Origin of the sequence: Kosakonia oryzendophytica, from assembly GCF_900094925.1 — a bacterium.
In the GTDB taxonomy this organism is placed as follows: domain Bacteria; phylum Pseudomonadota; class Gammaproteobacteria; order Enterobacterales; family Enterobacteriaceae; genus Kosakonia; species Kosakonia oryzendophytica.
The window spans coordinates 398,640-418,752 of record NZ_FMAY01000003.1; the positions used below are offsets into that span (position 1 = coordinate 398,640).

The 20,113-nt window shown below is 53.9% G+C and carries 19 protein-coding genes and 1 tRNA gene; 7 read left to right on the plus strand and 13 right to left on the minus strand.

Features of this window, described 5'->3' with window-relative positions:
- Positions 1-64: 64 nt before the first annotated feature.
- The 7 genes from gudD to syd all read right to left on the minus strand — a co-directional run bounded on the left by gudD (position 65) and on the right by syd (position 7,390).
- A complete protein-coding gene (gene gudD / locus GA0061071_RS07965) occupies positions 65-1,405 on the minus strand; it encodes a glucarate dehydratase (RefSeq protein ID WP_061497464.1) in 1,341 nt (446 codons plus the stop codon).
- Between the two features lie 19 nt (positions 1,406-1,424).
- Entirely contained in the window at positions 1,425-2,765 is a 1,341-nt protein-coding gene (locus tag GA0061071_RS07970) for an enolase C-terminal domain-like protein (RefSeq protein ID WP_061497466.1), read from the minus strand.
- A gap of 2 nt (positions 2,766-2,767) precedes the next feature.
- A complete protein-coding gene (locus GA0061071_RS07975; RefSeq protein WP_061497468.1) occupies positions 2,768-4,120 on the minus strand; it encodes an MFS transporter in 1,353 nt (450 codons plus the stop codon).
- 515 nt (positions 4,121-4,635) lie between these two features.
- The gene (locus GA0061071_RS07985; protein WP_061497475.1) at positions 4,636-5,085 is read right to left on the minus strand and encodes a flavodoxin; all 450 of its coding nucleotides are present in this window, start codon (positions 5,083-5,085) and stop codon (positions 4,636-4,638) included.
- A gap of 5 nt (positions 5,086-5,090) precedes the next feature.
- On the minus strand, positions 5,091-5,885 hold the full coding sequence (gene truC / locus GA0061071_RS07990) for a tRNA pseudouridine(65) synthase TruC (protein ID WP_061497477.1): 795 nt from the start codon (positions 5,883-5,885) through the stop codon (positions 5,091-5,093).
- Entirely contained in the window at positions 5,885-6,214 is a 330-nt protein-coding gene (locus GA0061071_RS07995; RefSeq protein ID WP_061500159.1) for a YqcC family protein, read from the minus strand. Before GA0061071_RS07995 ends, truC begins: the two co-directional genes overlap by 1 nt.
- 630 nt (positions 6,215-6,844) lie before the next feature.
- A complete protein-coding gene (gene syd, locus GA0061071_RS08000) occupies positions 6,845-7,390 on the minus strand; it encodes a SecY-interacting protein (RefSeq protein ID WP_088236824.1) in 546 nt (181 codons plus the stop codon).
- Between the two features lie 69 nt (positions 7,391-7,459).
- On the opposite strand from syd, the gene queF reads away from it, so the two are divergent.
- From queF to xni, 5 genes are all read left to right on the plus strand, one after another.
- The gene (gene queF / locus GA0061071_RS08005; RefSeq protein WP_061497479.1) at positions 7,460-8,305 is read left to right on the plus strand and encodes an NADPH-dependent 7-cyano-7-deazaguanine reductase QueF; all 846 of its coding nucleotides are present in this window, start codon (positions 7,460-7,462) and stop codon (positions 8,303-8,305) included.
- Between the two features lie 88 nt (positions 8,306-8,393).
- A complete protein-coding gene (ppnN, locus tag GA0061071_RS08010) occupies positions 8,394-9,758 on the plus strand; it encodes a nucleotide 5'-monophosphate nucleosidase PpnN (RefSeq protein WP_061497480.1) in 1,365 nt (454 codons plus the stop codon).
- Between the two features lie 452 nt (positions 9,759-10,210).
- Positions 10,211-11,500: an HAAAP family serine/threonine permease gene (locus GA0061071_RS08015; protein WP_061497482.1), complete on the plus strand. Its 1,290-nt coding sequence runs from the start codon at positions 10,211-10,213 to the stop codon at positions 11,498-11,500.
- Between the two features lie 57 nt (positions 11,501-11,557).
- Positions 11,558-12,925, plus strand: coding sequence for an L-serine ammonia-lyase (locus tag GA0061071_RS08020; RefSeq protein WP_061497484.1), 1,368 nt, complete (start codon positions 11,558-11,560; stop codon positions 12,923-12,925).
- Between the two features lie 112 nt (positions 12,926-13,037).
- Positions 13,038-13,790, plus strand: coding sequence for a flap endonuclease Xni (gene xni, locus GA0061071_RS08025; protein WP_061497486.1), 753 nt, complete (start codon positions 13,038-13,040; stop codon positions 13,788-13,790).
- 34 nt (positions 13,791-13,824) lie between these two features.
- Here xni and puuE read toward each other — a convergent pair whose 3' ends face one another.
- From puuE to GA0061071_RS08040, 3 genes are read right to left on the minus strand one after another with little or no spacing between them, the layout of a single operon-like run.
- Positions 13,825-14,766 carry an allantoinase PuuE gene (gene puuE, locus GA0061071_RS08030; protein ID WP_088236844.1) on the minus strand — a complete coding sequence of 314 codons (942 nt, stop codon included), beginning with the start codon at positions 14,764-14,766 and terminating at the stop codon, positions 13,825-13,827.
- A 32-nt stretch (positions 14,767-14,798) separates the two neighbouring features.
- On the minus strand, positions 14,799-15,536 hold the full coding sequence (locus GA0061071_RS08035; RefSeq protein WP_061497488.1) for an aspartate/glutamate racemase family protein: 738 nt from the start codon (positions 15,534-15,536) through the stop codon (positions 14,799-14,801).
- Positions 15,533-16,252: a GntR family transcriptional regulator gene (locus GA0061071_RS08040; RefSeq protein ID WP_061497490.1), complete on the minus strand. Its 720-nt coding sequence runs from the start codon at positions 16,250-16,252 to the stop codon at positions 15,533-15,535. Before GA0061071_RS08040 ends, GA0061071_RS08035 begins: the two co-directional genes overlap by 4 nt.
- 146 nt (positions 16,253-16,398) lie before the next feature.
- Here GA0061071_RS08040 and GA0061071_RS08045 point away from each other — a divergent pair, with 146 nt between their 5' ends.
- A complete protein-coding gene (locus tag GA0061071_RS08045; protein ID WP_061497492.1) occupies positions 16,399-17,871 on the plus strand; it encodes an NCS1 family nucleobase:cation symporter-1 in 1,473 nt (490 codons plus the stop codon).
- Between the two features lie 46 nt (positions 17,872-17,917).
- On the opposite strand, the gene GA0061071_RS08050 is transcribed toward GA0061071_RS08045, so the two are convergent.
- Together GA0061071_RS08050 and dnaQ are read right to left on the minus strand one after the other, a co-directional pair.
- A tRNA-Asp gene (locus tag GA0061071_RS08050) sits at positions 17,918-17,994 on the minus strand.
- A gap of 135 nt (positions 17,995-18,129) precedes the next feature.
- Positions 18,130-18,861, minus strand: coding sequence for a DNA polymerase III subunit epsilon (dnaQ, locus tag GA0061071_RS08055; protein WP_061497494.1), 732 nt, complete (start codon positions 18,859-18,861; stop codon positions 18,130-18,132).
- Between dnaQ and rnhA the strand changes: the two genes are divergently transcribed.
- Positions 18,815-19,381 (plus strand): ribonuclease HI, encoded by a 567-nt coding sequence (gene rnhA / locus GA0061071_RS08060; RefSeq protein ID WP_167352631.1) that lies wholly within the window; start codon positions 18,815-18,817, stop codon positions 19,379-19,381. The two genes, dnaQ and rnhA, sit on opposite strands and share 47 nt — an antisense overlap.
- Here the strand turns inward: rnhA and GA0061071_RS08065 are convergent.
- The gene (locus tag GA0061071_RS08065) at positions 19,378-20,085 is read right to left on the minus strand and encodes a class I SAM-dependent methyltransferase (RefSeq protein WP_088236825.1); all 708 of its coding nucleotides are present in this window, start codon (positions 20,083-20,085) and stop codon (positions 19,378-19,380) included. The genes rnhA and GA0061071_RS08065 overlap by 4 nt on opposite strands.
- Positions 20,086-20,113 lie beyond the last annotated feature (28 nt).

Genomic DNA, 20,113 nt, shown 5'->3' on the forward strand with positions numbered 1-20,113 from the left:
CCGCAAGCATACACCCGGAAGCCTGAGGAAAATGCCAGCCCCCGCAAGGACTGGCGATCCCCCGTTAACGCACCATGCACGGACGTTTGTTATCAAACTTCCAGTTCGGGATCAGGTACTGCATCCCCATGGCATCATCACGCGCACCGAGGCCGTGTTTCTGATACAGCTCATTGGCTTTCATCACCTGGTCCATATCCAGCTCAACGCCCAGACCCGGTTTGCTCGGTACCTGTACCATCCCGCCCTTGATTTCGAACGGTTCTTTGGTCAGACGTTGGTTGCCTTCCTGCCAGATCCAGTGTGTATCGATCGCGGTGATATTGCCTGGCGCAGCGGCGGCAACGTGGGTGAACATCGCCAGCGAAATATCGAAGTGGTTATTGGAGTGTGAGCCCCAGGTCAGGCCGAACTCGTGACACATTTGGGCGACGCGGACTGAGCCCTGCATGGTCCAGAAATGCGGATCCGCCAACGGAATATCCACAGATTGCAGAGACAGGGTGTGCCCCATCTGACGCCAGTCAGTGGCGATCATGTTGGTGGCGGTCGGCAGACCGGTTGCGCGGCGGAATTCCGCCATCACTTCACGCCCGGAGAAGCCCTGCTCTGCACCACACGGATCTTCCGCATAGGCCAGTACACCTTTCAGGTGCTTACCAATTTTGATGGCTTCATCCAGCGACCAGGCGCCGTTTGGATCCAGCGTCACACGCGCCTGCGGGAAGCGTTTCGCCAGCGCGGAAATCGCTTCAGCCTCTTCCATACCGGCCAGTACGCCGCCTTTCAGTTTGAAATCGTTAAAACCGTATTTCTCGTAGGCGGCTTCCGCCAGACGCACAACACGATCCGGGGTCATCGCCACTTCGTGACGTACGCGATACCAGTCGCATTTGTCATCCGGCTGGCTCTGGTAAGGCAGCGGCGTTTTTTTGCTGTCGCCCACGAAGAACAGGTAGCCAAGCATTTCCACTTCGCTGCGCTGCTGGCCTTCGCCAAGCAGGGAGGCAACGTTCACCCCAAGGTGCTGTCCGAGCAAGTCGAGCATCGCCGCTTCAATACCGGTCACCACATGGATAGTGGTGCGCAGGTCAAAGGTTTGCAGGCCACGGCCACCAGCATCGCGATCGGCAAAAGTATGGCGAACGGTATTGAGCACGTTTTTGTACTCACCCAGTGTTTTCCCGACCACCAGTGGAATGGCGTCTTCCAGCGTTTTACGGATTTTTTCGCCGCCGGGAATTTCACCCACGCCCGTATGTCCTGCGTTGTCTTTGATCACCACGATATTGCGGGTGAAGAACGGGGCATGCGCGCCGCTCAGGTTCATCAGCATGCTGTCATGACCGGCAACCGGAATAACCTGCATGGAAGAGACAACGGGGGTAGAAGTATGTGTGCTCATTTTTTATCCTTTTGGTCTATCAATGACGTCCGAAAACGGGGCGTTTTTTGTCAAACGTCCAGCCAGGGATGAGGTACTGCATTGGGCCTGCGTCATTGCGCGCGCCGCCAGGCAGTTTTTTGTATGCTGCGTGCGCTTTCTCGATTTGCTGCCAGTCAATTTCCACACCCAGCCCAGGCGCATCCGGTACGGCGATTTTGCCCTGGCGAATTTGCAACGGTTCTTTGGTCAGACGGGCGTCGCCCTCCTGCCAGATCCAGTGAGTGTCGATGGCGGTCGGTGTACCCGGCGCAGCAGCGCCAACATGGGTGAACATGGCCAGAGAAATATCGAAATGGTTGTTGGAGTGGCAACCCCAGGTTAATCCCCAGTCGTCGCAAAGTTGGGCCACGCGCACCGCACCAGAAAGCGTCCAGAAGTGCGGATCGGCCAGCGGAATGTCCACTGCATTCAGCATCACTGAATGCCCCATTTCACGCCAGTTAGTGGCGATCATATTGGTGGCAACCGGCAAACCGGTAGCGCGGCGGAATTCCGCCATCACTTCACGCCCGGAGAAGCCCTGCTCCGCACCGCACGGATCTTCTGCATAGGTCAGCACATCATTCAGGCCTTTGCACAGGCTGATAGCTTCGTCGAGTAACCAGGCACCGTTGGGATCGACGGTGATACGCGCATCCGGGAACCGTTTTTTCAGCGCTCGTACGGTATCGATCTCTTTCTCACCCGGCAAAACACCGCCTTTCAGTTTGAAATCTTTAAAACCGTAACGATCCTGCGAAGCTTCGGCCAGGCGAACCACCGCGTCGCTGTTCATTGCTTCCTGATGGCGCAGGTGATACCACTCATGGCTGCCCGGCGTGGCGTCAAGGTACGGCAGATCGGTTTTGGTACGATCGCCAATATAGAACAGGTAACCCAGCACCGTTACCGCATCACGCTGTTTTCCGGGACCAAGCAGTTCACATACCGGCACATTCAGCGCCTTACCCAACAGGTCGAGCAGAGCGGCTTCCAGCGCCGCGACAGCGTTAACACGCAACTCAAACGTCCACGCGCCTTTACCGAAGGTATCGAAGTCAGCGGCCTGATTGCCTTTGTGAACACGCTGGACCACTTTATTCAGTCGCGCCACTTCCTGCCCCACCACCATCGGCGTGGCATCGACCAGCGTTTTATAGATAACCTCGCCGCCGGGGGCTTCACCGACGCCGGTATTACCGGCGTTATCAGTGAGGACCACTATATTGCGGGTAAAATACGCGTTATGTGCGCCGCCGATGTTCATCAGCATGCTGTCATGCCCGGCGACGGGAATGACTTTCATCTCTGTGATAATGGGGCTTGCTTGTGTGTTCATCATTAACGTCCTGTCACAGGTTTCAGTACAATACGTTTGATATCACCGACCACCACCAGGTAGCTCACTACCGCCACCAGCGCATGGATCCCCACATAAATCAGCGCGCCATTGAACGAACCCGTGGTGCCCACGATGTAGCCAATCGCAATTGGCGTAACAATGCCGGAAATGTTACCGAACATATTGAACAGACCACCACTCAGGCCGCTGATCTCTTTCGGCGCAGTATCCGCCATCACCGCCCAACCCAGCGCACCGATGCCCTTGCCAAAGAACGCCAGCGACATAAAGGCGATAATCAGCATTTCTGAATCAGTGTAGTTACAGAACACCATGCTCATCGAGAGCAGCATACCCAGCACGATGGGTGTTTTGCGGGCAAGGTTCAGCGAGCCATAGCGGCGCATTAACCAGTCAGAAATGATCCCGCCCAGCACCCCGCCGGTGAAACCGCAAATCGCCGGGATCGATGCGATAAAGCCTGCTTTCAGAATCGACATCCCTCGCGCCTGCACCAAGTACACCGGGAACCAGGTGATAAAGAAGTACGTCAGGGCATTAATACAGTACTGACCCAGATACACGCCGATCATCATGCGTGAACACAGCAACTGTTTGATCTGTGCCCATTTTTCAGAGAACGGAACACGTTCTTTATTGCTTTTCTGATCCATATTGATCAGCGCGCCGCCTTCGGCAATGTACTCCAGCTCTTTCTTATTCACGCCCGGGTGTTGATTCGGCTCGTGGATCATTTTCTGCCACAGCAGACTGATCAGAATGCCCAGACCACCCATAAAGAAGAAGACGTGCGACCAGCCCACTTCATGTGTCAGCCAACCCATGATCGGTGCGAAAATAACGGTGGCAAAGTATTGAGCAGAGTTAAAAATCGCCACTGCCGTGCCCCTCTCCTGCGCCGGGAACCAGGCCGCAACGATACGACTGTTGCCAGGGAAGGAAGGTGATTCTGCCAGCCCCACCATAAAGCGCAGGGTGAAGAGCGCAACGATGATGCCAAAGCCGCTGAAGACGTCGACGAAACCCTGTAACAGGGTAAACAGCGACCAGGTGAAGATAGACCAGAAATAGACACGTTTAGAGCCAAAGCGGTCCAGCAACCAGCCGCCCGGGATCTGACCAATGACATAGGCCCATGAAAACGCAGAGAAGACATACCCCATTCCAACCGGGTCCAAACCGATGGCTTTGGACATCTCCGAACCGGCAATCGACAACGTGGCGCGGTCGCCGTAGTTGAAGGATGTGACGATAAACAGCATCACCACTATCCAGTAGCGTGCGTTCGTGCGCTTTTCAGCACCGCTCGCCGCCTGGCTAAATGTACTCATGGTTGTACTCCCGAAGCATAAATGTTCATATACATTCATCCTGTACGGCACAACCAGTAGGGGTAGACAGGATGATGTAGTTGTGTTTTTTGCAGTTTCCCTGCCTGGGTCGCTATCCCCTGCGGACTGCATTTTTTTAACTGGCGAGAAAAGTATAAAAAGCGCCTTACCAACACTCACCGTGCAACAACACAACATTCGCTGCCCTCCGCCCGGTGGTTTATTGCATTAGCCCAGGCACGTGGGGAGTACTTCACGGAAATGAAAACCCATACCCCTTGCAGAAGGGCAAAAGGCGGACGGTTTTAAAGAATGTGAAACAGGTCGCTTGACCCCGTGGAGATGCACTTTTTATCCCTGCAAATAAGCAGGGCATTAAGGGCAATTGCCAGAAGCTTACTCGATTCAGTCAGAGGCATAATAAGTGGTCGCTATCGTCATGCGGATTGCATCACGGTGAACCATCAGAACAGGTTCAAAAGGTTTTCCCTCCCTGTAGGGGGGAGGGAAAATTCTTACTTAAGGAGGGTTGCCCAGTGTTCGACCCACGGGTTGGAGACGCTTTCCGGTTCCGGATCTTCACTGGCGTCAATCAATAACATGTCGCCAATGCGCTGAGCGCCCTGCTCCTGCAGCAGCGCATCGAACTGCTTACCGCCGCCGCAGAAATGCGTATATGTGCTGTCGCCCAAGGCAATTACGCCGTAACGTAGCGCCGGCTGATAGCCTACGGTATCACGCAGATAGTGAAAGAGCGGCGCGATGCTGTCCGGTAAATCCCCTTGCCCGGTTGTTGATGTCACCACCAGCGCATACCGATCGTTGTTGCCGTCCCAATCTGCGGCTTCGGGATCTTCAAAGACGGTGGCCTTATGACCATGCGCCGTGAGGATCGCCTGCGCTTCTTCCGCCACTAACAGCGAATTACCGTACATGGTGCCAACAAAAATTCCGATCTCCGCCATGCTCTTCACTCCTTGGGTGATGTCTGATTTTTCTCATCGTGAACGCTCAGACCGGAGAACTCAACCCTTTCATTATCAGGGAGAAGTCCTTGCCAGCCGAACTGCGACACTGCCCTCATCCAGACATCATCCAGCCCGGCGCGCAACGTTAATGCTTCGCCGGTAAACGGATGCGTCAGCGTTAACTGGCTGGCGTGCAGCATTAACCGGTTGCAACCAAAGTGTTCCGCTGCGCTGCGGTTTTGCCGCAAATCCCCGTGCTTGCTGTCACCAATAATCGGATGGCGCAAATGGGCTAAATGGCGCCGCAGCTGATGTTTACGGCCGGTTTTTGGCTCCAGTTCAACCAACCCATAGCGGGTAGTCGGGAACTTGCCGGTGGCAACGGGCATCTCGGTGGTCGCCAGCCCGCGATAATGGGTCACGGCCGGTTGCGGGCCTTTATCGGTGCGGGCGAATTTATCCGCAACTTTATCGAGTTCTTCAACCAAGGGATAATCAAGCAACGCGTCCTCCATTAGCCAGCCACGCACCACCGCGTGATAACGCTTCTGGATCCGGTGTTGCTCAAACTGCTGTGCGAGCAGACGCCCCGCTTCGCTGGATAACCCCATCAGCAAAACCCCGGAAGTCGGCCTGTCGAGACGGTGCGCGGTGAAAACGTGCTGGCCGATTTGGTCACGCACCGTTTGCATCACCACGACTTTTTCGTCGCGATCCAGCCAACTACGGTGTACCAGCCAGCCCGATGGCTTGTTGACCGCGACCAGCCATTCATCCTGGTAAATAATCTCCAGCATCAGTTACCGTCGCCGGTAAACAGTGCATCCAGCTGCTGTAAATGCAAGAGCACTATCTCGCGATGAGGATGGGCCGCGTCCAGCGCCATTTCGTAATAGGGCGCAACGGCGAAAGCCTGTGGAAGCGGCTGCCCACTATCCAGCAGCGCGTGCATACGCGGGATCAACACCCATTGTAACCATTCGAATGGCTCGAGCGTGTCCATACAAAAAGGTTGAGTGCTTTCAAAAGCGCTGGCTTGCGGAACCGTAGTTTGCCAAAGCTGGCGTTCGCGCAGCAGGGCTTCGAGAAGCTCAAGCTGCTGACGCACGCGAAGATGAAGCGTCATAAAAACCCCGAAATAAAACAGACTGGCGCGCAGGATACCAAAGAGATGAGCAAATAAAAAAAGGGAGCACTGTAAAAACAGTGCTCCCGGTTCGTTTTGCAGCAATCCAGCTACCTATTGTGCTCCCTGCTCATCCGTGACAACTTTTCCTGCGGTCTCCTGACCTGTTCATCCTTAAACATCGCATCATGCTCACACCACCCCGATGTGACATAGCTTTGTCCTTAAAGCGTGTCCTTGATCATCCTGATCCGCCGACCATCCCTACCGGCTCACGTTCTCCATCCTGGAGGTGTCCCTTAACGCGTTCCTGCGTTTTCCTCTCGCTTCATCATGAAGCCTTCCCTGCAGCACCTTCTGGTGTGTCCATGAAGCAACATCATCCTAATGTACGCTTCGTTGTCAGACTCCGTGTCGACAGAGATAGAATCACCCATTCTGTTTCGTCTTACAAGAAGACTTAATGCAAATAAACTTTTGAATGAAAGAGTGAAACATCAGATTTTTATCTGTAACTCATTAATTCATAATGGCTTTACATGAGATGTCGTAAAGATGTTAAGGAATTAGAACAGGCGATCTCCTACAGGTCATGTAAGAGATCTCTCACAACAACAGTAGTATAGGGGATTACACAACGGGTTCGAGCTGGTTCAGAAAAGCGGCCAGATCGGGTGCCAGAACAACCCGCTGACGCGTTCCCAGCGTCTCTTTAATGACTTCCCCGCTCAGATTGCACAGCGAAATCACATCGAGATCACTGTCGAGCGTAGCAATAAAAAGTGTAGGAGAAAGCTTCAACCTTTTCTGCGTGACCAGATGACCAATCAGGTTTTCCTGCACGCGCCGGAAGTCATCTTCACTCCAGGTTTGCAGTAATATCAGGGTTTCAGAAGCAAAACGCGCCGTCATATCACCGGCAAATTGTGTGGTATAGAACGCGTGGAGCGCAGGTTGTACCACAATATCCATCGCCTGTTCAACAGGGTTTACATTTCGTTCGGGTAGGAACGGTTTAGGCTGCCAGAAAACGCTCTTATCAGTCGAAGAAATAATGCACGGCGAAGGCACGCCATAAAGCGCTTCACTCTCAGGCCAGCTGCCGCGTTGCGCATGCCATGCATCGCAGTAACGTTGGGTAAAGGCTTCCAGAGCCAGGGCCGTTTCTTTTTCCACCGATTTCTCTCTTCACATAAGCCAGGATAAACTCTGCGGCATAGTCTACCTGCAAAATGGCGATGAAACATGTCTTCTTATGATAACCATCAGGCCCTCTCTGGCCTGACGCTGGGCAAAACCACTTCTTACCGCGACACCTACGACGCCACTCTGCTTCAGGGTGTTCCCCGTTCATTAAACCGCGATCCGCTGGGATTAACGGCTAATAATCTGCCGTTTCGCGGAGCAGATATCTGGACGCTGTATGAGCTCTCCTGGCTGAATGCTAAAGGTCTGCCGCAGGTCGCCGTAGGCCATGTTGAGCTGGATTACGCCAGCCTGAACCTGGTGGAATCAAAGAGTTTCAAACTCTATCTCAACAGCTTTAACCAGACGCGTTTCGCCAGTTGGGACGAGGTGCGCGCCACGCTGGAGCGCGATCTGAGCGCCTGTGCGCAAGGTCTGGTTACCGTTGCGCTCTATCGCCTTGATGAACTTGAAGGCCAACCTGTCGCGCATTTTCATGGCACCTGCATCGACGATCAGGATATTGCCGTAGATAACTACGCTTTTGATGCAGCGTTACTCACCGATGCCGCCAGTGGAAAAGTGGTGGAAGAGACGCTGGTCAGTCATCTGTTGAAATCAAACTGCCTGATCACCCACCAGCCGGACTGGGGATCTGTGCAGATCCAGTATCGTGGGCCGAAGATCGACCGTGAGAAACTGCTGCGCTATCTGGTCTCATTCCGCCATCACAACGAATTCCACGAGCAATGCGTCGAGCGGATTTTTACCGACATTCAGCGTTTCTGCCAACCGGAAAAACTGAGCGTTTATGCGCGTTACACGCGTCGCGGCGGACTGGATATCAACCCATGGCGCACCAATACCGATTTCATTCCGGCTACGGGTCGCCTGGTGCGCCAGTAAAACTTCGCGCGCGGGTTGTTAAACGTCATAAGCCAGGGCTATTGTAATCAGGAGGGAATATAAAATTTTCGTCCCGTAAGGAGTTCACTTGATTACACATATTAGCCCGCTTGGCTCCATGGATATGCTGTCGCAGTTGGAAGTCGATATGCTTAAACGCACGGCCAGCAGCGACTTGTACCAACTGTTTCGCAACTGTTCGCTCGCTGTGTTGAACTCAGGGAGCCTGACGGACAACAGCAAAGAGCTGCTTTCTCGCTACGAAAGTTTTGATATCAACGTATTACGCCGTGAACGCGGCGTAAAGCTGGAACTGATAAACCCACCGGAAGAGGCCTTTGTTGATGGGCGGATTATCCGTTCATTGCAGGCTAACCTGTTCGCTGTGTTGCGCGATATTCTGTTCGTTAACGGGCAGATTAATAACGCCGGGCGTTTCCAGCATCTGGATCTGGAAAGCTCCATCCACATTACCAACCTGGTCTTTTCTATTTTACGTAACGCCCGTGCGCTGCACGTGGGCGAAGCGCCCAGTATGGTTGTCTGCTGGGGCGGTCACTCGATCAACGAGACCGAATACCTCTACGCCCGCCGCGTGGGAACCCAGCTTGGTCTGCGAGAGCTCAATATCTGCACCGGCTGCGGACCAGGCGCCATGGAAGCACCAATGAAAGGCGCCGCCGTTGGTCACGCGCAGCAACGCTATAAAGAGGGGCGATTTATCGGCATGACCGAACCGTCGATCATTGCTGCCGAACCGCCAAACCCGCTGGTCAACGAATTGATCATCATGCCGGACATTGAAAAACGCCTGGAAGCCTTTGTCCGTATCGCGCATGGCATCATCATCTTCCCGGGCGGCGTGGGTACGGCGGAAGAGTTGCTCTATCTGTTGGGGATCCTGATGAATCCGGCCAACAAAGATCAGGTGCTGCCGTTGATCCTGACCGGGCCGAAAGAGAGTGCGGATTACTTCCGCGTACTGGATGAATTCATTGTCAATACGCTGGGTGAAGCCGCGCGCCGTCACTACACGATCATTATTAACGATGCCGCTGAAGTGGCCCGTCAGATGAAAAAAGCGATGCCACTGGTGAAAGAGAACCGCCGCAATACTGGCGATGCCTACAGTTTCAACTGGTCAATACGGGTTTCGCCAGACCTGCAAGTGCCGTTCGAACCAACCCATGAAAATATGGCCAATCTTAAACTTTATCCGGATCAACCGGTAGAAGTGCTGGCAGCGGATCTGCGTCGCGCGTTCTCCGGCATTGTGGCGGGTAACGTGAAAGAGATGGGTATCCGGGCTATCGAAGAGTTCGGGCCGTATAAAATTCATGGTGATAGCGAAATGATGCGCCGCATGGACGATTTACTGCAAGGTTTTGTCGCCCAACACCGTATGAAATTGCCTGGCTCCGCCTATATCCCCTGCTACGAAATCTGCTCCTGAACGCAAAGGGCGACCAATAAGTCGCCCTTATACCTAAAACATCTCTTTCCAGTAACGCCGTCTACTCCCCCCCAGGAATTCATCCAATCCAATGGCTTTTATCGTCGATAAATCACTGTAAATGAGGCAGTTAACAGCGCGTTTATCTTCTTTCAATTGCGTGGGTTTGATCGCAAATCTTGCCAGTGATAGCCTTCGCGCCCATAAATCTCACATCATGATCGTTAAGTAGCGATATGGTCTAAATACACCCACATAAAAAGTAGATTATTGCAATTGGGATCCCGATCACTGATAGAGTCATAACATAAATGTATCTTTCCGCCGCAAATAATTACGGAAAGAAATTATAAAAAAACCGTAATTGACCGGATTTAATATTACCGCTGGCGTCTCGGGCACGGTTTTTTACCCGTTATGGCAGCATTTTGCTTTTCCCAGGAGATTTATCAATGGAAACGACTCAAACCAGCACGTTGGCCTCGACTGAAGCGCGCAGTTCATGGCGTAAGACCGACACCATGTGGATGCTGGGCCTCTATGGCACCGCCATCGGCGCGGGTGTATTATTCCTGCCAATTAACGCCGGCGTTGGCGGACTTATCCCGCTGATTATCATGGCGATTATTGCCTTCCCTATGACCTTCTTCGCACACCGCGGCCTGACCCGTTTTGTGCTATCCGGTAAAAACCCGGGCGAGGACATCACCGAAGTGGTGGAAGAACACTTTGGTATTGGTGCTGGTAAACTGATTACCCTGCTCTACTTCTTTGCTATCTACCCGATCCTGCTGGTTTACAGCGTGGCAATCACCAATACCGTCGACAGCTTTATGACCCACCAGTTGGGCATGACGCCGCCGCCGCGCGCTATTCTCTCCCTGATCCTGATTGTCGGCATGATGACTATCGTGCGTTTTGGCGAGCAGATGATCGTAAAAGCGATGAGTATTCTGGTATTCCCGTTTGTTATCGCCTTGATGCTGCTGGCGGTATACCTGATCCCGCAGTGGAACGGCGCAGCACTGGAAACCCTGTCTCTGAGCAGCGCATCGGCAACCGGTCACGGCCTGTGGATGACCCTGTGGCTGGCTATTCCGGTTATGGTGTTCTCGTTTAACCACTCACCGATCATCTCCTCTTTTGCTGTGGCAAAACGTGAAGAGTACGGCGTAGATGCAGAGCGTAAGTGCTCCCGCATCCTGGCGTTCGCGCACATCATGATGGTGCTGACGGTCATGTTCTTCGTGTTCAGTTGCGTGCTGAGCCTCTCTCCGGCAGATCTCGCCGCCGCGAAAGAACAGAACATTTCTATCCTTTCTTACCTGGCAAACCACTTTAATGTGGAACTGATTGCCTGGATGGCACCGATCATTGCGATGATCGCCATCACCAAGTCCTTCCTCGGCCACTACCTGGGCGCGCGTGAAGGCTTTAACGGTATGGTTATTAAGTCTCTGCGCAGCAAAGGCAAAACCATCGAAATCAACAAGCTGAACCGCATTACCGCGCTGTTTATGCTGGTGACCACCTGGGCGGTGGCCACGCTGAACCCGAGCATCCTGGGCATGATCGAAACCCTGGGCGGCCCGATCATTGCGATGATCCTGTTCCTGATGCCGATGTACGCCATCGCCAAAGTACCGGCTATGCGTAAATACAGCGGCAGCATCAGCAACATCTTCATTGTTATCATGGGCCTTATCGCTATCTCCGCGATCTTCTTCTCCCTGTTCAGCTAATCTTTTCGCGCCGTCCGTCATGGGCGGCGCGTTCCTCTTTGCAATGGATAATGCGTTATGATCAGCGTATTCGACATTTTTAAAATCGGTATTGGTCCCTCCAGTTCACACACCGTTGGCCCAATGAAAGCCGGTAAGCAATTCACAGACGACCTGATTGCCCGCAACATGTTGCATGACGTAACCCGCGTGGTCGTGGATGTTTACGGTTCCCTTTCCCTGACAGGAAAAGGCCACCACACCGATATCGCCATTATTATGGGCCTGGCGGGTAACCTGCCGGACAGCGTTGATATCGATGCCATTCCGGGCTTTATTCAGGATGTAAATACCCACGGTCGCTTGCTACTGGCAAACGGCAAACATGAAGTGGAGTTCCCGGTCGATCAGTGCATGAATTTCCATGCTGATAATCTTTCTCTGCATGAAAACGGTATGCGCATCACCGCACTGGCGGGCGACAACGTTCTCTACAGCCAGACGTACTACTCCATCGGTGGCGGCTTTATCGTCGATGAAGAGCACTTCGGCCAAAGCAACAGTGCGCCGGTCGTGGTTCCGTACCCTTACAAAACCGCAGCAGATTTACAGCAACATTGCCGTGATACCGGCCTGTCGCTCTCCGGCCTGATGATGCAAAACGAACTGGCGCTGCATAGCAAACAAGAGCTGGAACAGCACCTTGCCCGCGTGTGGGATGTGATGCGCGGCGGGATTGAGCGCGGCATAGTCACCGAAGGTGTGTTACCGGGTAAATTGCGTGTACCGCGCCGCGCCGCTGCACTACGCCGCATGCTGGTCAGCAGCGACAAAACGACCACCGATCCGATGGCGGTCGTTGACTGGATCAATATGTTTGCGCTGGCGGTTAACGAAGAGAACGCCGCGGGTGGCCGCGTGGTTACCGCGCCGACCAATGGTGCTTGCGGGATTGTTCCTGCCGTGCTGGCCTACTATGACAAGTTTATCCGCCAGGTGAACGCCAATTCGCTGGCCCGTTACCTGCTGGTCGCCAGCGCGATAGGCTCGCTGTATAAAATGAACGCGTCCATTTCCGGTGCGGAAGTGGGCTGCCAGGGCGAAGTGGGCGTTGCCTGCTCAATGGCGGCAGCAGGTCTTGCGGAACTGCTCGGCGGTAGCCCGGCGCAGGTTTGCATCGCAGCGGAGATCGGGATGGAGCACAACCTCGGTTTGACCTGCGACCCGGTGGCCGGACAAGTGCAGGTGCCCTGCATCGAGCGAAACGCCATTGCTTCCGTGAAAGCAGTCAACGCGGCCCGTATGGCGCTGCGCCGCACCAGTGAACCGCGTGTCTGTCTCGATAAAGTCATCGAAACCATGTATGAAACCGGTAAAGATATGAATGCCAAATACCGCGAAACCTCACGCGGTGGCCTGGCCATGAAAATCGTTACCTGCGACTAACCCCCGCTCAGGATGCCTCGTTTTGCGAGGCATCTTCCTGATTGTTTCCCGTTTCATAGCCTCGCAATGCCTGCGATGTTACCCTTAGCGCACGATTTCAAGGAGGGTATCTGTGGCTCATCTGTTAATTGTCGACGCACTCAATCTGATCCGCCGGATCCACGCGGTACAGGGATCACCCTGCGTAGATACCTGCCTGCACGCGCTGGAACAATTGATTGTGCACAGTCAGCCTACGCATGCGGTGGCGGTATTCGATGATGAAGCCCGCGCGCAGGGCTGGCGCCACCAGAGATTGCCGGATTACAAAGCAGGCCGGCCGCCCATGCCAGACTCATTACACAGCGAGATGCCCGCATTGCGCGCCGCCTTTGAACAACGCGGTATTCGTTGCTGGGCAACGCCAGGTAATGAAGCAGATGATCTTGCCGCTACACTGGCGGTAAAAATGGCACAAGCCGGGCAACAGGCAACCATCGTTTCCACCGACAAGGGTTATTGCCAGCTACTCTCACCGACAATCCGCATCCGTGACTATTTCCAGAAACGCTGGCTGGATGCGCCCTTTATTGCGCAGGAGTATGGCGTAACGCCCCAGCAATTACCGGATTACTGGGGGCTGGCGGGCATCAGCAGCTCGAAAGTGCCGGGTGTCGTCGGGATCGGTCCGAAGAGCGCCACCCAGCTACTCACGACCTTTCCTACTCTTGAAGCTCTGTATGACCATCTGGATGAGGTGCCGGAAAAATGGCGACAGAAGTTACAGGTACACAAAGAGATGGCATTTACCTGCCGGGAGGTGGCGAGGTTGCAAACCGATTTACAGCTGGATGGCAACCTGCAACAGTTGCGACTGACGCGTTAACCTGGCCCACCGGGTGGCGGGCCTTAGCGGGTTATTATCCTTTGAACGGGTGATGTTTCACCCAGTGTTCCGCAATATCCTGGCGGCGGCAGATCCACACATCCTCATGGCCCTGCACATAATCGAGAAACCGCTGCAACGCGCGAAAACGCCCCGGTCTCCCCAGTAACCGGCAGTGCATGCCAATCGACATCATTTTGGGCGCAGTTTCGCCCTCTTCATACAACACATCAAAGCTGTCTTTCAGATAGGTGTAAAACTGCTCGGCGGTGTTAAACCCCTGCGCAGTGGCGAAGCGCATATCGTTGGCATCCAGCGTATAGGGCACAATCAGGTGCGGCCTACCCGCCTCTGTCGTCCAGAACGGTAAATCATCCCCGTAATAATCGCTGTCATAGAGAAAGTCTCCTTGTTCAACCACCAGTTTGCGGGTATTTGGACTGTCGCGCCCGGTATACCAGCCAAGCGGCTTTTTGCCGAACAGGGCTTGCAGGATCTCAATCGCCTGCTGCATATGCTGACGCTCAGTCTGGATATCCAGATCCTGATAATGGATCCAGCGCCAGCCGTGGCTAACGACATCGTAGTCGGCTTTCTTTATTGCATCGACGATAGCCGGGTTACGCGCCAGCGCCATTGCCACGCCGAACACCGTTAACGGCAGGCCGCGTTTCTGAAACTCCTGGTGAATACGCCAGAAACCCGCGCGCGATCCGTACTCATAGAGTGAATCCATCGACATATGACGTGCCGGGTAGCTGGCAGCGCCAATAATGTCAGACAAAAACTGCTCCGAGCCACTGTCGCCGTGAAGCACATGGTTTTCGCCACCTTCTTCGAAATTAAGGACAAACTGAACCGCAATACGCGCCCCACCCGGCCACTGTGCGTGAGGCGGTTTTCCCGCGTAACCCGCCATATCGCGCGGATAATCGGCGGTAAAGTGCCAGAAAGGTTTGTCCATTGCTGATTGCATACTGATGTCGACCTCTTTATTCAGTGCCGCTTTCAGCAAAGCTGTTCGAAATATCCTGAAAGCGGCTTTTTATTGGGATATGCGAGATCGCCGTATTTACTGGTGCCCAGCCCAAGAGCGAGGAGGGATTCCACCATCTTCACCGCCGCGGTGACGCCATCAATAACCGGAATACCCAACTCCTGGGTTAGCGCCCCCGCGAGATCGGCCATACCGCCACACCCCAGCACGATTGCGCCGCTGTTATCCTCGCGTTTTGCTTGTATACAACGCTCGCGTACCTTTTGTTGAGCAAGACCCGTGCCATCTTCCAGCGCCAGTACCGGTAAATCGATCGCATGCAGCGCTGCGCAGTGATGTTCAAAGCCATACTGGCGCAATAAATGGCGGGCAATAATCACCGTGCGCGGCAGCGTGGTAACGATTGAAAAGCGTGTCGCCACCAGCGTTGCCATGTGCATTGCCGCTTCGGCTATGCCAACCACCGGACCGGCGGCCAGCTCACGCGCCGCCAGCAGTCCCGGATCGCCAAAGCAGGCAATCACGTGCCCCTGAGCGCCCTGCGCTTTGCCCTGTTTAATCTGTTCCAGTACCCCCAGCGCAGCAATGGCTTCATCAAAATGCCCCTCAATTGACATCACCCCTTGAGAGGGAGAACTGGCAAGGATGGTTGTGCCAGGCAACGCCACATTGCGGGCCGCCATAGCGATGGTATGGGTCATCTCCGGACTGGTATTAGGATTAATAACTTGTATACAAAATTCACTCATCGATGTTCTCCGCTGGTACCAAACAGGCGGGCAAAATCAGGCAACGTTTCGCCGCTGCGTTCGAAACGCAGGCTGGAAACAATATGATCAAAGTGATGGGCCATGGCGTCACTCAGCGCGGGCAGTGCTTTTTTACGCAGCAGCGCAATTAACTGGTCATGATCGTCGCAGCGGCACCCGCGTTGCCATGGCGCGCCCCAGGCAGCAATCACCAGCGACGAACGCTGTGCAAGGGTGGTGATAATATCGGTTACCACAGCATTGCCGGAAATCGCCTGCAACTGAATATGAAAAGCGGCTGAGTGGCGAATCGCCGCCGCGCCATCGTGGCGCTGATGCGCCTCTTCTTCCAGCGCAACAATTTTTTCCAGTCCCACCAGGTGCGGCGGCTGTAAATGCTCCAGTACCTGAGACAGGTTGGCGCACTCAATCATTTTGCGGGTGGTGAAGATGGCCTTTGACTCTTCAACGCCCGGGTGCGCCACAAATGCACCACGTCTGGGCGTCATGGTGATCATTTGCACTGTTGCAAGGCGCGTCAGCACCTTACGGATCCCTGTGCGACTCACTCCAAAGACTTCCGCCAGCGCTTCTTCCGGCAGCTTGCTGCCAGGCGGTAATTGATGCTCAACAATCGCGGTCATCAACGACTGCCAGATGAAATTCTCTTTATCTTCCAGATCCGAAGGGGTCTGCAGCCCCATCTGATGATTCATTTTGACGTTCCTTTGTTACTTAGCCTTTCTATTTTTGTATACATCATTAATTTATTTTGTATACAAAAAATTAAAACCTGGCCTGGTTAATGCAACGTGAGCGTACAGACAACACGTCACTATCTGTATGCAGAGGAGCAGAATCCATGCCAAATGTTGAACCTAATTACGATGCACGTTACAGCCCACGCCTCACCAATGAGGATCTGGCCCCCACACGCGACCAGAACTGGAGCTGGTACAATATTTTCTCTTTCTGGATGTCCGATGTTCATAGCATGGGCGGGTATGTGGTCGCCGCCAGCTTCTTTGCCCTGGGTCTTGCGAGCTGGCAGGTCTTACTCTGCCTGCTGCTGGGAATTTGTATTGTGCAGTTGTGCGCAAACCTCGTTGCTAAACCCAGCCAAATGGCGGGCGTACCGTATGCGGTGATCTGTCGCCAGTCCTTCGGCGTATTTGGCGCGAATATTCCGGCAGTGATCCGTGGACTTATCGCCTTTGCCTGGTACGGTATTCAGACCTACCTTGCTGCTAATGCCTTGATGCTGGTGCTCCTGAAGTTCTGGCCAGAACTTGCCCCAATGACAACCGGCCATTTTCTTGGTCTCTCTCATCTTGGCTGGGTTTGCTTCGGCATTATGTGGGTATTGCAGGCGCTGGTGTTCTGGCATGGAATGAGTGCAATTAAACGCTTTATCGATGTCGCCGGTCCGGCAGTGTATGTGGTGATGATGGCGCTGGCAGGCTGGATCCTCTACCAGACGGGCTTCGAGGGGATCTCCTTTACGCTTGCCAGTAAACAACTGACCGCAGGAGAGCAAACCTGGCAGATGATCACTGCCACGGCGCTGGTGGTCTCTTACTTCTCTGGGCCGCTGTTAAACTTTGGTGACTTCTCTCGCTATGGCAAGAGCATGCAGGAGATCCGCCGCGGCAACCGCTGGGGCCTGCCGTTCAACTTCCTGCTGTTCTCGATTGTAACCGTGGTGATCGTTTCCGGTACACAGTCTCTGTTCGGCAAAATGATCACCGACCCGATTGAGACCGTGAGCCATGTGGGTAACAGCCTGGCGATGGCAATTGGCCTGCTGACGATGATCACCGCCACTATCGGCATCAATATCGTGGCGAACTTCGTCTCCCCGGCGTTCGATTTCTCCAACTGTTCACCACAGAAAATCAGCTTCCGCGCCGGTGGCATGATTGCCGCTGTTGGCTCAGTACTGTTGACACCGTGGAACCTGTTCCAGTCACCGGAACTCATTCACTACACGCTGGATGTGTTGGGTGCGTTTATCGGGCCGTTGTTTGGCATCCTGCTGGCGGACTTTTATCTGATCAAACGCGGGAAGGTGTTCGTCGACGATTTGTTCAGCGTGTCACCGCAGGGGCGCTACTGGTACAACAATGGTTTTAACCCGAAAGCAATTGCCGCGCTGGCGCCATCGGTCGCGGTGGGCCTGATTATCAGCTTTATTCCAGCGCTGCATGAAGTGGCCAACTTTAGCTGGTTTATCGGTGCATTCCTGGGGGCGGGTTGCTATCGCTGGCTGGCGCGCCATGAACGTGAAGAGGTTAGCCGCGCGTTCAACACACAGCGTGTGGCGGCGAAAGAGTAAAAACGACGAAGGCCTGAATCATTGCTGATTCAGGCCTTCTGAATAGTGGCGGAACGGACGGGACTCGAACCCGCGACCCCCTGCGTGACAGGCAGGTATTCTAACCGACTGAACTACCGCTCCGCGTTGTATTCCCTTCAGGGAACGAGGCGCATATTACGGATTGCACCTGACGCCGTCAACGCTTTTTCCGGTGTTTTGAATCGTTTGCTGCAAAAATCGCCCGCAATAATGTTTTTACAGAAATTACAATGTGATTCAGCTCCGCCACAGACAGCTTCCACCTTTTTTCTGTACCAAATCGAGGCGGGATTCATGGGCCATCACCTCCTCATCACTGGCTAAAACAACCCGCAGCTTGCTTGCCTGACGTACAACACGCTGGATCCCAATTTCCCCGGTCTGCGACTGCCCTTCGCCTTCCATCGAGAACTTCATCGATGTCTGGCCGCCGGTCATCATCAAATAAACATCAGCAAGGATTTGGGAGTCGAGTAACGCCCCGTGCAGCGTACGTTTGCTGTTGTCGATTTCGTAACGCGCACAGAGCGCATCAAGGCTGTTGCGCTTGCCAGGGAACATCTTGCGCGCCAGCGCCAGACTATCGGTTACCTTACAGAACGTTTCCGTTTTCGGAATGCCGCGGTTCAGCTTACTGAACTCGTAGTCCATAAAGCCGATATCAAACGATGCGTTATGGATCACCAGTTCCGCGCCGCGGATATAATCAATAAATTCATCGGCGATATCGCCAAAAGTGGGCTTATCCAGCAGGAATTCGTCGGCGATGCCGTGAACACCGAACGCTTCCGGATCCACCAGCCGGTCAGGCTTGAGATAGATATGGAAGTTGTTCCCGGTCAGGCGGCGGTTCACGACCTCTACCGCGCCGATTTCAATAATCTTGTGCCCTTCATAGTGGGCGCCGATCTGGTTCATACCGGTGGTTTCGGTATCGAGGACGATCTGTCGTGTAATTGCAGTGCTCATAGCGGCCATTTATGTCAGACTTGTCGTTTTAAACACAGGAAGTCTACCAGAGATGCTTAAACAGGTAGAAATTTTCACCGACGGATCTTGCCTTGGCAATCCAGGCCCCGGTGGCTACGGTGCGATTTTACGCTATCGCCAGCATGAGAGAACCTTTAGCGAAGGCTACCACCTCACCACCAATAATCGCATGGAACTGATGGCAGCGATTGTTGCGCTGGAAGGATTAAAAGAGCATTGCGAAGTGGTGCTAAGCACAGACAGCCAGTATGTGCGCCAGGGGATTACGCAGTGGATCCACAACTGGAAAAAACGCGGCTGGAAAACGGCAGAGAAAAAACCCGTGAAGAATGTCGATCTCTGGAAACGTCTGGATGCCGCGCTCAGCCAGCATCAAATTCGCTGGGAGTGGGTCAAAGGCCACGCAGGTCATCCGGAAAACGAACGCTGCGATGAACTGGCGCGTAACGCGGCGATGAACCCTACTCAGGAAGATGTTGGGTATCAACCCGAGGGTTAAGACTGGCGCGTTGCACCAACCGGCTGACGAACTCGGGGTTTGTTACGGCTCTGTTTCATCGGGTTAAGCGTTAAAGGAATGGTGCGTTTGCGCGCAACAATCAGTTGCATACACCCCAGCGCCGGTAAGTGCGTGCTGAGCAGCTTTCCTCCCTGTTTTGTCCAAGGCAGCACGCGAAAACCGCTATAATGTAAGACTTCGAAATTAAGCAGCGACAGCCAGTCGAGCTGGCGCATGAGGGTAAACATCCGGCTTCTGACTACCGGGTTGCGGCGAGCAAACGGCACGGCTTTACATAAACCAAGCAGACTAATAGGGTTAAACCCACTCATCACCAGCCAACCGTCGTCGATCAATACACGGTCGACCTCTTGCAACAGGCGATGCGGATCGGTACACCAGGGGAGTGTATGCGCCAGCAGGCAAGCATCCACCGATTTCTCCGCGAAGGGTAAATGCAGAGGGTCAGCTCTAACCTGAGCAGGCTCGCCGTTCAGTGACACGTTGACCTGATGAGAAATAGCGCAACTTTCGACATTGATTTCCGCGCTGAGATTACCGATCTTAAGCAAATGAAATCCATACATTTTTGCCAGCCACGGTTTAAGTTCTCCCTCCAGCGCCTCACGATAATATGCACCTTTGGGTAGCTCACCCCAACCTGCAGGTGCTACGAATGTTTGAGGAGTCCTTGCCGGTTTCATCACAACCTTCCGCTACGCTTTGAGAGGT